The organism is Sphingobium sp. WR1 (assembly GCF_059693745.1).
Window position 1 is genome coordinate 121,078 of the sequence record NZ_JCATID010000013.1, and the last position, 12,174, is coordinate 133,251.

Below are 12,174 nucleotides of genomic sequence, written 5' to 3' on the forward strand. Positions count from 1 at the left end.
GGCATTAATACAACATAATCAGTCGTTTATCTCCCATTCATGAAACAAACGACGTTGCTCCGGCTTGAGCGCTCACCCCCTGAGGGGGGAGAATGACGAACGGAGTATCAGTTATGCGTAAGTTCCTGGTCGCAACCCTCCTGGCCGGCGCCACGGTCGCCGCCCCTGCGCTGGCGCAGGATGCCGCCCCGACCTTTACCGGTCCCCGGATCGAGGGCATCCTTGGCTATGACCACACCGGCGCGGGCAGCAGCGTCGACAATGACAATGGCAGCGACGACCAGTCGATCGACGGCCTGCTCTATGGCGTCGGCGCGGGCTATGACGTGAATCTGGGCAGCGCGGTCGTTGGCGTCGAGGGCGAATGGACCGACTCCACCGCGAAGAGTAACCGCCGCGACTTCACCGACCAGTTCGGTTTCGGCCGGGTCAAGCAGGGCCGCGACCTCTATGTCGGCGCGCGCGCCGGCATCCTCGCCGATCCCGCCACTCTGGTCTATGTGAAGGGTGGCTACACCAACACCAAGCTCAACGTGCTGGCCGGCGACACCGACGAAAGCACCGATACCGCCTTCAAGCTGGACGGCTGGCGCGTCGGCGCGGGCGTGGAGCGCGCGATCACGGCCAACAGCTTCGCCAAGGTCGAATATCGCTATTCAAAATATGACGATGCCCATATCAACTTCGCCGATGGGTCGACCAGCAGCGAATTCGGCATCGACACGGATCGCCACCAGATTGTCGGCAGCGTCGGCTGGCGCTTCTGACGCAGAACGGGGGAAGGGGCCGATCGCGGGATCGGCCCCTGTCCTATAGCAGCATCGCCCATGGCCGAACACGCTGCGCCGCATCAAACGACGGTCGCATCTTCCGGCACCTTCTTGTTTCTACGGTTAGATTTTTTGCACTGCGTCAAGAAAACGCTTGTAGATCGTCAATACCTGATCCTCGATGGGCTTGGTTGGATCGGGTTTCTTCACACCGGAACGAATTGCCCAGGCCTGTGTAAGATGTGCGGCAATCTGGGCTGCGATTTCCTTGCTCATGTCCACGCCGACTCCATGGATTGTTGCATCTGCGATATGATGATTATTTGCGATCGCGTGTCAATGATTTACGTTGCACTGCAATAGATTTGTCATCAACAAGATAACGGGCCGCCGTTCCATGACCTTGGCGATCGAGCGTTGGCGTCGGAAGGGCGCATTAAACCCCTATCAGGCAGGATGCAGGGATGTTATTTACATCCATGTGAGTAACGCGATTCCCCACCGCTTCCCTATCGGCATCGAGCCGGACGACATCGACTTCATGGGTCATGTCAACAATGCCAGCTATCTGAAATGGGTGCAGAATGCGGTGCTGGACCATTGGCGCGCCCTGGCGCCGGCCGAAGCGGTTGGCCAGCATCTCTGGGTCGCGCTCAAGCATGAAATCACCTATCGCAAGCCTACCTTCCTGAACGATGAAGTGATCGCCACCGTCCTGCTGGAAAAGGTGCAGGGCGCGCGGGCCTTTTACGAGACTGTGATCCGTCGGGGCGAGGAAGTGCTGGCGGAGGTCAAGTCGAGCTGGTGCTGCGTCGACGCCAGCACGCTGCGCCCCGCGCGGTTGGCGCGGGATGTGATCGAACGTTTCTTCGTCGGGGATGAAGGCAACGAACGCGCCTGACCGGCAAATTGCCGCTCAGCAGTACTCGTCGATTAGTTCAGCTTCATCCCGCCAGCGATTGTCGGGGGTTCGACTGACGCTTGTCCGTTTGCCGGCTGTCCAGTAGCGCCTCACGCATTTCGGTGCGCTGCTCCTATTGAGGGAAAAGTAGCGCTTCAATCAGCGCAGATCGTAGAAACGGCGGTGAAATCGCATCATGATTTCGGCGATCGTCTCATTTTGTAAGACATTGGTTCCCATTTCAGGATACGTCTAAAAAAATTTTAATATTCGCATCCGAGGAAGCAAGAAAAACTATATCACGATACCGTGCGTTGGCAAGAAATTCCTTGCTCAAGCCGGCAGTGTTGTCCCATGAGTTCGCCACAGATGCACCTCTACCATTTCCACGGGAGCCCACGCATGGGGTTCGCAAGCGTGACCGCGATCGTAAGGAACGTGCTAAATCAGCAGTTTCTCCGAAACTATCCTTGAGGGAACGCGCCGTCCTCCTTGTACGAGAGCGGGGTGAAGTGAGAACCAAAGATCTCACGGACGTTGGTATCCCTCGCTGCTATCTCTCCCGCATGTGCGATGAAGGGTTGCTCCTGAAGGTCGGCCATGGCCGCTACCGGGAAGCAACCTAACCATCCGTTGGGCACGTAGGCGGCAGTTCAGAACCCAGATTGGCCTGTAGCACATCCAGTCTTTTCTTTGTCCAGCATCGTGATGCAGCAAGGTGATTCGCTGCGCAAGGGGTAGGGCACTAAAGTGCCGAATGTGCCGATTTCCGCCTTTTTGCGCTGCATTACGCGCATGTGTGCCGAATGCGGTGCCAACGGGTTCGGGTGGCGCCGAATGAGTGACGGAAGGGACTTCGCGGGAGACGTTCGGCGAGGACGACGAGGCCTTCCCCAAGCCACATCGTACGACGGCCTCGATGCCACGAGGGTGCATAGATTCTCGCTATTCTGCCGCTGAGCAGAAAGCTCTTGGGACGCATCATGATTCTTTCATACGGGCAGAACCGCGGCGAACGTGGCCGGATGACATTGCTTCATTATATCGAAAAGACGGGATGTATGATCACGGGAGATCCGCTCTGGACGGCGAAGAAATAGCCGAGTTGTGCCCTACTTTCCCGGACAGGAAGGCCGCTTGCCTCACCTTTGGGTTTAGGTTGCCCAGCTCAAGGCCAGTCCGGTCAGCTGCTGCAGGCAGTTGGAATCTTGCTCTTTTGCCAGCATCTGTAAGATTGTCTCAGGATGTTCGCTAAAGCCCTCGAGCGGCGTAGCTAGGAGCATAAGCTGCTCCCATGGGTTCATGTCATCGAAGGCGTCGAGAATGTCATCCAAGCCATGTAGCGGTCGCCCATTGACGAATTGCGCGGCCGGATAGCGAGTTTCCGCTCCATAGGGTACTCCCAAAATCTGCCGACGGTTGTGCAACGCTGAGACTTCTACGGGGCTAATGCCCAGCGTTTTTTGCGACGTATATCCGCTCAAGCATGCCACCGACCCGTGTGGACATGTCCCCACGGAAACCAGCGGTTTTTTCGGAAGCGGCTTTAAGCGCTGCCAAGTCGTCCTGCGTGTGAAGTACCATATGTCGGAAGCATAGAGCGATCCTTTCATGGACGTCCATAGGATCAAGGTTGTGCGTGGGCCGCTACAGCGCGGCACCCCAGGAGCGTCGCCTCAAGGCTGTGCGAGATCGTAGCGGGTGAAGAGAATGTCCTCGCCATCGATCGTGATCTCGATCACCTCGTTCAGGAGCTCTTCGTCCGCTTCAAACCCGGACAGCAGCGCGTCGAACAGTGCGCGCTGTTCTGCCGGTGGCACTTGTGGCACGACGATGATCAGCCCGGCGTGAACTTCTTCACGTGCATATAGACGGCGGAAGTCGGCCGCATTGTTGGTCACGAAGGTGCAGTCATCGGCAATGATGCGCGGCATCAAGTCCCAGTCCGTCGTGCCGGACAGGCCGAGCCAGTTTACGTGCCAAGCCTCATGGTTGCGTGCCTGCGCCACCTCGACCAGCGAAGTGTGCAGGCACTCGTCGATCAAGAATCTCATACGCGCGGAAGCGACGTCTCGCTGGGTTTCGCCAACGGATCGCTACCGAGCTTGGCCCGGCGCGAGGACTTTGCTTTGAGTCCTCGATCGGCAAGCGACTTTGGCCGGCCACGGCGCGGATGGGCCGCAGCCCAGATCTCGGCCAACTCGAGCTGGCGCGCAGTCAGCTTGGGGTAGCCCGACAGAATCTCACCATCATCTGCGCCCTGCGCCCGCATGGTGACGACCAGTCGGACTGGAATGCGCGTGCCTTTGAATACCGGCTCAGCACCCATGACATCACGGGATTTGACGACCATGGCTTCGGCTTCGGCAAGATCCTTCGTGCGCTGGTTGATTTGCTTGCGTGCCTCTGCGACGTCGACAATCACCAGATTGTCTGCCCTGATGGTGCGAGCCGCAGGGTTTTCGCGGATCAGGCCGAAAAGACGCTGGCGGCGCTCCTGCGACAGGATCGGGCCGATCTCGTGCCACAGCTTGAGCTGCAGTACATTCTCCGCAGTCAGTTCGCGCCGCTTGGATGCGCGGACCGGCACCTCGACAATGCGTTTGTCGATAGCATTGTTGACAGCCTTGAGTTCCAGTCCGCCGACGACAGCTGCCTCAGCAGGGGTGAATGCTCGCGTTAGCGCATTCATAAATTATCTCCTTCAGGAGAAGATATAACCGATTTCATTCCGGACGTAAAGAAGGTCTTCTCTAGGCAGGCCCAGAGGTGAGGGGATAAGTTTTTTAGAATCGTTTCGGCCTCGTATTAACCACTGTTGCTTCAGAGGCACCCTTTTGACGGAACGAATCTCAACAGGAGCAATGGGTTGGCAAGGCCGAGAAGTGCAGTTAGCCGTTATAAACATCGTAAAAACATTGATCATCTCAAGGTCCGCGAGGCGGTCCTGTATGCTCGGGTCTCCACGCCGGAGCAGCAGCGTGAAGGCTATTCGATCCCCGCTTAGGTCAAGCTGCTGGAAGATTATGCGACATTGAACGGCATCGCCGTCGTATCGAGCCATGTCGACGTGGAAACGGCCCGGAAGAGCGGTAGGGCCGCATTCGGCAACATGTTGCGCTACCTGCGCCGGCATCCGCAAGTCCGGGTCATCCTCGTCGAGAAGACCGACCGGCTTTACCGCAACCTGAAGGACTGGGCGACGATCGATGACCTCGGCGTCGAGGTCCATTTCGTCAAAGAGAATGTCGTGATGTCTGATGGCTGCCGATCGTCGGAGAAGTTCGTCCATGGCATCAAGGTGCTGATGGCCAAGGCCTATATCGACAATCTCTCCGAGGAAACGCGCAAAGGGATGATCGAGAAGGCGTAGCAGGGCCATTGGCCGAGTTGCGCGCCGATCGGCTATCGCAACGTCAAAGACGGGCTGGGGAGGAATGTCATCGCCGTTGATCCAGAGCCAGGGCCGATAGTGACACGCCTGTTCGACTGGTACGCAACGGGCCTCTATTCCTTGAATGAAGTGACGGTGATGGCCCGGAACGCCGGAATGCGGTATCGCCGAAGCGGCCGACCTGTCGGCGTCAGCACTGTTCATGGTATTCTGCGCAATCGGCTCTACGCGGGCACTTTTGAATGGCGAGGCGAGCTTTATGCCGGGGTGCACGAACCCCTTGTGTCCATCGACATCTGGGACGCGGTCCAGCAGACGCTTGACGAGCGGAGCAGCGCTAACACCCGCGCCAAGCCGCGTTTCTTCCCGTTTTCCGGCCTCATCAAGTGCGGGCATTGCGGTTGCGCGCTCGTCGCCCAGATTCAGAAGGGCAAATATATCTATTATCGCTGCTCCGGGTTTCGCGGGCGGTGTCCGGAGCGTTTCGTCCGGCAGGAGGCGCTCGAGGAGCATTTCCTGGGCCTGCTCAGAAAGTTTCGATGCGGGAGGGATCAGTTCGAGGAGATCCGCAACGCGGTAGAACTGGGTTGTCCGGAAAATAACGAGGCTGGGACCAATGTGGCTGCCTTGCGCGATCCGAGCGTAATGGCCGGCATGTCAGGAGCGTTGCTCGATGCCGGCTTGGCCCTGTTGAATGTGGGACGGAGCTTGCACCTGCGGCTGTCCGGTCTTTCCGACGAAATGAAGCGGCAGATGCTGGGCCTGGTTTTTCAGCGGTGTTCGTGGGCGAATGGTGAACTGACGGGTGCCTTCAATCCGCCTTTCGATATCTTAGCGGGGCATCTGGCGGCCCGGGAGGGCACAGCATCGATCGGGCCGCTGCTTTCGGATTTGTTTCTCCGAGCGACACCGGACGTTCGCCTGCTCATCGCTCGATATAATGCGATGGAACGGGTGCGCATGGCGGGGGCGGATGACAATTTCACGAGATCCGAGCCTGATGAGGGTTGCCATTCCCTTTCCGAAACGCTGCGGCTGGCGGCCTGATGCCTGCAGCCGCCGGCAAATTTGGCGATATGGGTCAGCGGTTCAATCGTTTGACCCTGCGATCGCTATGCGGCGTAGCGGCCATTGCCCAACCGTCGTGCCATGCCGATTCCGGCGAGCGCCTCCAGCACCGGCCGCACTGACGCGGCTCGTTTGCCCCGGAACGATCGGGCGATATCCTGCGGTGTGAGTGGTGTGGCGGCGGCGGCCAATAGCGACTGCACCGCGCTAACCTGCTCGGGCAGCGAACCGGGCCAGGGGATAACATTGTCGGGCAAGGCAACTGGCGTCTCGCCCAGATCGAGCCTCTCCGCGATAGGTGCGTGATAATCAGGCGCCTGGAAGGACGGTCGCAACCAGCGGATGAGACCTCGCGTCTCTTCCGCTGCACGCGCCGCGTTGAGCGCGACCAGGCGGAGCAGGATCTCCTCGTCTGCCAGATCGACGGGCCAACCATAGGCCTCGGCGACCAGCGCATCGATTGTGTCGTGTCGCTCGCGCAGCAGGGTGACGAGTCCGCGATCGTGCAGGTCACGCTCGGGTGCAGTGAGCGCACGACCGGACCGCAGCGCCTCAAGCACGTTGTAGAGCTTGGTGAGTGTGAGGTCGTCTTGCTCGGCGAGTACGCGTTTGCGCAGGGTGTCGAGTGCTTCGGCTTCGGTACGGAGATGATGCTTGAGCGGTTCTGATACGTCGGCAGGGAAGGGGAAAGGGTCGAAACAGCGGGATTTGCTGTAGCGGGGATCATCGCCCATTCCCATCCGCCCGCCCGATGCCGTCGCCCAGGGCACGTGGAAACGGCTCGACAACACGCCGAGGTGGAAGGCATCGTCCGAAGCAATACAGACCAGCATATTGTCGGGCACGATTGACATCGGCAGAAACTGGAAGACGCGGTGCTTCGCTGTTTCGATAGTCACGATATAGCGGGTAAGGCCGCTCAGCGCTTTGCGCAGTTCCGAGCGTTGCTCGCCGAACAGCCACCAATTGTTGCGATAGCTGGCGCGATTGTTATGATCGCGGTGTGGTTTTACCGTCGCGAGAAGGTGCTGGTAGATAGCGGGATGATATTCCCGCACTTGTGTCTCGGATAGGCCGAACAGGTCGATAACGAGCGCGCCGCGTGGCCGTGCGGCGAGATCGCGGCCATTGCGATAGGCGAAGACGACCTGCGTCTCGTCCGACGTTCCGCTGCGGATCGAATGGCTGCTGGCTATTATATAGCGCAGATTCAGGGGTATAATTAAGTATTTTCAAAGAATTAGGTGAAATTTTTTCAACTTCTGCGGCCGTCAGGATGAAGCCATCGCCATGCAGTTTTACCCCCGGTGAACAGAGGTCGTGGTTTGCCTTGAGCGCCACCGCCGCCGTCACGTCCGCCCCGATCCGCAGATCGCTGCTGATCTGGCCAGCACGCTCGGTAAAAGTGATGTGATCGGGCGCGCCGCGTTCATCGACGACCGTCCAGTGCTGGCCGGCCAGCTTGCCCGGCGCGGCGACCGTCATCGCGATGCGGACGGCCGCGCCGTCCTTTTCGTCCACCCAAGGGTGATTAGGGATCGCAAAGATCAGGCTCAGCCGGTCCTTGGCGTCCAGATGCTTTGCAATGACGCGGCGGCTGAGCACCTGGGTGATTGAATTGGTAGTGACGAAGCCGAAGCGCCGCGTTGCGCCGCTCCGGACCGCAAAGGCAGCGCGGTCCCACCAATGCATCACGAAATCGGCGCTCTCCGGCACGTCGGTCGTGGCGAACAGAGCTTCGAAATAGCCGTCGCCCAACCGCTCGCGCACATCCTTGCCGCCGATGAAGGGCGGATTGCCGATGATGAAGTCTGCACGCGGCCAGCCGGACCGTCGGGATCGGCGTGAGCGCAATGACGGCTGGCATTTGAGAGAGATTTTGAGCGACTGGCAGAATTCCGCTCCCCACGGCGCGGATCGCGAACGCCCTGGAAGAGCAGGTCTGTCATAGCCGGCTAGATGTCCATGGTAAGGACTACGGCCAGTCTTCGCCCTGGCAAGAGGGTATACCCCCCGCCGCCCGACACCTTCCAGCCAAAGACATCCGTCACATTTTTGGCCTGAAGCCGCACCAGCGTCGGAATTCCACCTAGGCGGGTGCGATACCGTGCGCCAAGGTCGATGACCGCCTGCGCGGGCAATGTCGCGCTGTTCGCGGCGTTGGCGACCTTCTTGCCCTCGTAGAGCATGTGTATGTCAAACGACAGCGCTGGGATGTGGGGCAGGCGATAGTCGAGGTTGGCGTCGATGGTGAGGTTGGTGCGGCCGATAGGCTTGCTGCCCAGGCGCCCCTCATCGACGGCCTGCCCCGTCACGCGGGGGCGCAGATAGACTGCGCCGATCACCATGTTCATGCCGGCGATGGGTTGACCGGCAAGAGAGGCTTCCAGACCGCGATGCTTCACGTCTCCCAGTGCGCGATAATAGCCGTCACGGCTGTCGATGTCGAAATAGGGCTTGCTCAGGTCAAAGATCGCCGCGACCAGCTTCATGCCGCCGGGCAGTTGCTGGCGCAGGCCGATTTCCTTTTGCCGCGTGCGCAGTGCAGGCAAAGCGAGGTTGCGGTTGACGGCGTTGGCGGGCGCCACGCCGCTTTCCTCCAGCCCGCGCGTCATCGCGCCATAGAATGTGGTCGTTGCGGTCGGCGTGATGGCGATCGCCGCGTTCCAGAGCCATGGGCGATCATGCACAAGGTCGGCGGGAAGACCGGGCTGCGCGACGGTCTTGCGATAATCGGCCCGGGTAAGGCCCAGGTTGAATTCGCTGACACCACGCCAGCGCGCCTCATAGCCGGCCGAATAATTCATTTGCCGCACCCGATCACGGGTCCGTTCGCCAAATGCGAAGCCGGGCTGTTCCTGAGGGTCGGGGAGGCCGATCATCGCCTCTCCCAAATCGATCGTGTCGAAGCCGCCATAGCGCGCTTCCGCCCTTCGTCCCCTTGCGGAGAACAGTAGGCGGTGCACCAGCGCGCCACTGCCCAGAGTGCGGCTCAGCCGGGCTTCACCCGATGTCGACATATTGCTCTGGTCCCGCCCGACCAGCAGCGTCGAACCGCCCAGGCCCTGCGCGTTGACGCCGGAATAATAGGCGGACGCATAATCGTCTTTGGTGAAGCGGCTGTCGAACAGGCCCATGGCGATTTGCCACCGGCCAAGGTTAGCCTTGATCGTGCCACCGACATTGCGATTGTCGCCCGCCCAGTCGGCCCAGTCTTGACCGAAATAGCGGCGGTGCTTGATACGCGGCGGCGGCGCGCCGTTTGCGGTATAGATGACTGGTGCCTGCTCCTCATCCCCATAGCGATAGCCAGCGACGAAGGCGGTCGCCTCCATCCCCTTCACCGGCCGATAGCGCAGCACGCCACCATAGCTGACGAACCAGGCGCTGGCGCCGCTGACATATTCATCGTCGTACAGGCCAAGATCGAGATTGATGTCGAGCTGCTCCGTCACCGGCATAGCGGCGTCGATCACCAGATCGGTGCCCAGATAGTCGCCACTGTTGAGCTGGACGCTGACGACCGGCTTTTCGCCGACCCGCCGGAGGTCGGCGTCGACAATGCCCGTCGGCGCCGGGAAGGGATAGCCGAAGGATGTGAGGCCGACCTGATCGTGGAGCCGCGTACGATCACATTGCTGATCTGGCCCGCCTTGTCGAAATAGAGGCCCTCGACCCGGTTGTTGCCGGCGTCGCTGGCAGAAAAACCCCGGACGTTGCCGCTGGCGTAGATGCCGACGGAATCGCTGCCGACGCTTTTCCCGAAGCCATCCTCCGCCTCACGCACGGCATTTTCATCGGTACGCTGGGCGGTGGCGGGCTGGCTTAACAGGAGCGCCGAAAGGGCGAGAGGGGCACTCCATTTTCCGATCACAGCGACAGCACCAGTCTTCCCCGGACGGTGCGCGGCGTGCCGGGCGTGATCCAGACATTGCTGTAGCTGCTTTCCAGATAATAGGCGTTGAACAGATTTTCCGCGTCCAGATGCAGGGCGACATGTTTGTTGAGCTGGTAGGACAGGTTCAGGCGCGCGGTGACGTAGTCGGGCAAACGGAAGCCGCTGTTCACGTCATCGCCGGGCCGTTCGCCGACATAGGTGAGACCCGCGCCCAGACCGATCGATCCGGGGTTGGCGGCATCGGACTGCCAGTGGCCATGAATGGCGCCGGAATGACGCGGCACGTTGCTCAGCCCCGATCCCAACAGCGCGGGCCGCGTGTCCCTGGTCACCTCGGCATCGGTATAGGCATAGACGGCCGTGAGGTTAAACCGCTCATCCAGCGCATAGTTCAGGTCGAACTCGAAGCCTTTGCTACGCGCCTCGCCAGCCGCGATGGAAAAGCCGCTGCTGGTGCCGTCGCTCACAAGCACGTTCTTCTTGGTGATGCGAAATGCCGACAGGGTGCCGGTCAGCCGCTTGTCGAGCAGCGCATATTTGACGCCGCCCTCCAGCGCCTCCCCGCGTTCCGGGGCGTAAGGGTCCGAATTGGCGTCGACGCCCTGGTTGAAGCGGAAGGATCGCCCCCAACTGACATAGGCGGACAGCGACTGGCTGGGGGCGAAGGTGAACGCGGCACGCGGCGAGGTGACGGACGGGCTTTGCCGGTCGAACGTGCCGCTGCGGTAATTGGTGACGCGCTGGCGAATCCAGTCGTGCCGGACACCCAGCAGCAGGCTGAATCGATCGTCGAGGGTCAGGAGATCCTGCGCATAGAGGCTCTCGCCGCGCTGCTGCTCCAGCAGGTCCTGGTTAAGCGTCGCAACCGGCTTGGGCTGGCCGTAGACCGGATTGAAGATGTCGATGTCATAGGGATTGGCCGCCGTCGGGCTGAAGCGGTAGAAGACGCGGCGCTGGTCATAACTATAGGCGTCGGCGCCGATCCGGATCTGGTGTCCGATGCCACCCAGCGTGCGGTTCGCGCTCAGTTCGACCCGACCTGACAGATCCTGCCAGTCATAATCATGAATGCGCAACTGCCGCCGCAGGCGCGTGCCGACCAGCGCGCTGTTGTGCGTCGATTGGCCCTGCATAACGCCATCGCGATACTGAACACCCGCCTCCAGCGCCACGCCGTCTGCAAGGTCGATCGTCACGCTACCCTGATGCTGCCCCGTCCGCTGGAGCATCTGGCCGTCATTGGGTTCGCCCAGGAAGCGGCTGCGCGGCAGCGCCTTGCCATCGCCATTGACCGCGGCAAGCCCACGGTCATGGGTGAAATGCACCAGATTATATTCAAGCTGATAGAGGAAGCGCACGCTCTCGCTCGGCTGCCAGGCGACCGAGGGGGCCAATAGCAGGCGGTCGCTCTTGTTAAAGTCCCGGAAACTGTCGCCCTGCTGATAGACGGCGATCATCCGCGCCGCGATCGTCCCGGACGCGGGGCCGCCGAAATCGGCGCTGGCCCGGACCGTGTCGTAACTGGCATAGGACAATTCGGTCGAGGCATGGAAATGGTCGAGCGGCGCTTTCGTGACGATGTTGATCGAGCCGCCAGGCTCGCCCTTGCCCGACAGGGCGGAGGCGGGTCCCTTGAGCACCTGGAAGCTTTCAACCGTGGCGACGTCGCGCCGCGCGTTGAAGCCGCGATTGGCGTTGAAGCGGTTGAGCAGCAGGTCCGGGCCCTGGTTGATGTCGCCGGAAAAGCCGCGAATGGCATAGGCGTCCCAAGCGCCGCCAAAGCTGTTCTGCCGGGCCATGCCGCCAGCGAGATCAAACAATTGGGACAGATCGGTGAACCCTGTCTCTTCGATCAGGCTACTGCCAAGGATGCGCACATTCTGCGGCAGCAACAGAGGGTCGACGACTAGGCCATTGATGCTGGCGCTCGCCTCGCGCGAACCGGTGACAAGAATGTCGTTCTCGCTATCGCCCGGCACGGCTCGCTGCGCCAGCGCGGACGGCGCGATGGCAGAGATAGCGGACGCGAGCAACGCGAACCGCAGAGAAAAGATATTCATGATGGCCCCTGTTCAGAACAATGATACACCGTATCATTGGTCGCCCGGCCCTCTAATGGGATGGCCCGGCGCGCGCAACTGAA

14 protein-coding genes are annotated in these 12,174 nt (G+C 60.6%); 5 read left to right on the forward strand and 9 right to left on the reverse strand.

The window, feature by feature from the left end; all coding sequences use genetic code 11:
* The first annotated feature begins 113 nt into the window (after positions 1–113).
* Positions 114–767, forward strand: coding sequence for an outer membrane protein (locus AC58EF_RS16185; protein ID WP_497277398.1), 654 nt, complete (start codon positions 114–116; stop codon positions 765–767).
* Between the two features lie 126 nt (positions 768–893).
* Here the strand turns inward: AC58EF_RS16185 and AC58EF_RS16190 are convergent, their stop codons facing one another.
* Positions 894–1,046 carry a hypothetical protein gene (locus AC58EF_RS16190; RefSeq protein WP_497277399.1) on the reverse strand — a complete coding sequence of 51 codons (153 nt, stop codon included), beginning with the start codon at positions 1,044–1,046 and terminating at the stop codon, positions 894–896.
* 205 nt (positions 1,047–1,251) lie between these two features.
* Here AC58EF_RS16190 and AC58EF_RS16195 point away from each other — a divergent pair, with 205 nt between their 5' ends.
* Positions 1,252–1,671, forward strand: coding sequence for an acyl-CoA thioesterase (locus tag AC58EF_RS16195; RefSeq protein WP_497277400.1), 420 nt, complete (start codon positions 1,252–1,254; stop codon positions 1,669–1,671).
* A 344-nt stretch (positions 1,672–2,015) separates the two neighbouring features.
* The gene (locus AC58EF_RS16200; RefSeq protein WP_497277430.1) at positions 2,016–2,297 is read left to right on the forward strand and encodes a type IV toxin-antitoxin system AbiEi family antitoxin domain-containing protein; all 282 of its coding nucleotides are present in this window, start codon (positions 2,016–2,018) and stop codon (positions 2,295–2,297) included.
* A 528-nt stretch (positions 2,298–2,825) separates the two neighbouring features.
* On the opposite strand, the gene AC58EF_RS16205 is transcribed toward AC58EF_RS16200, so the two are convergent.
* The 3 genes from AC58EF_RS16205 to AC58EF_RS16215 all read right to left on the reverse strand — a co-directional run bounded on the left by AC58EF_RS16205 (position 2,826) and on the right by AC58EF_RS16215 (position 4,363).
* Entirely contained in the window at positions 2,826–3,155 is a 330-nt protein-coding gene (locus AC58EF_RS16205; RefSeq protein WP_497277401.1) for a hypothetical protein, read from the reverse strand.
* Between the two features lie 192 nt (positions 3,156–3,347).
* Positions 3,348–3,716, reverse strand: a complete 369-nt coding sequence (locus AC58EF_RS16210; RefSeq protein WP_497277402.1) for a DUF5615 family PIN-like protein — start codon at positions 3,714–3,716, stop codon at positions 3,348–3,350.
* Positions 3,717–3,721: 5 nt separating this feature from the next.
* Positions 3,722–4,363: a DUF433 domain-containing protein gene (locus tag AC58EF_RS16215; protein ID WP_497277403.1), complete on the reverse strand. Its 642-nt coding sequence runs from the start codon at positions 4,361–4,363 to the stop codon at positions 3,722–3,724.
* 324 nt (positions 4,364–4,687) lie between these two features.
* Between AC58EF_RS16215 and AC58EF_RS16220 the strand changes: the two genes are divergently transcribed.
* Positions 4,688–5,044 (forward strand): recombinase family protein, encoded by a 357-nt coding sequence (locus tag AC58EF_RS16220; protein WP_497277431.1) that lies wholly within the window; start codon positions 4,688–4,690, stop codon positions 5,042–5,044.
* Between the two features lie 99 nt (positions 5,045–5,143).
* A complete protein-coding gene (locus tag AC58EF_RS16225) occupies positions 5,144–6,112 on the forward strand; it encodes a recombinase family protein (protein ID WP_497277404.1) in 969 nt (322 codons plus the stop codon).
* A 65-nt stretch (positions 6,113–6,177) separates the two neighbouring features.
* Here the strand turns inward: AC58EF_RS16225 and AC58EF_RS16230 are convergent, their stop codons facing one another.
* The 5 genes from AC58EF_RS16230 to AC58EF_RS16250 form a co-directional block, all read right to left on the reverse strand.
* Positions 6,178–7,191: a type IIL restriction-modification enzyme MmeI gene (locus AC58EF_RS16230; protein ID WP_497277405.1), complete on the reverse strand. Its 1,014-nt coding sequence runs from the start codon at positions 7,189–7,191 to the stop codon at positions 6,178–6,180.
* Positions 7,124–7,987 carry a DNA methyltransferase gene (locus AC58EF_RS16235; RefSeq protein ID WP_497277406.1) on the reverse strand — a complete coding sequence of 288 codons (864 nt, stop codon included), beginning with the start codon at positions 7,985–7,987 and terminating at the stop codon, positions 7,124–7,126. The genes AC58EF_RS16230 and AC58EF_RS16235 overlap by 68 nt, the downstream gene beginning before the upstream one ends.
* A gap of 101 nt (positions 7,988–8,088) precedes the next feature.
* Positions 8,089–9,609: a TonB-dependent receptor gene (locus tag AC58EF_RS16240; protein WP_497277407.1), complete on the reverse strand. Its 1,521-nt coding sequence runs from the start codon at positions 9,607–9,609 to the stop codon at positions 8,089–8,091.
* Entirely contained in the window at positions 9,606–10,007 is a 402-nt protein-coding gene (locus AC58EF_RS16245) for a hypothetical protein (protein ID WP_497277408.1), read from the reverse strand. The genes AC58EF_RS16240 and AC58EF_RS16245 overlap by 4 nt, the downstream gene beginning before the upstream one ends.
* A complete protein-coding gene (locus tag AC58EF_RS16250; protein WP_497277409.1) occupies positions 10,004–12,091 on the reverse strand; it encodes a TonB-dependent siderophore receptor in 2,088 nt (695 codons plus the stop codon). Before AC58EF_RS16250 ends, AC58EF_RS16245 begins: the two co-directional genes overlap by 4 nt.
* Between the last annotated feature and the right edge of the window lie 83 nt (positions 12,092–12,174).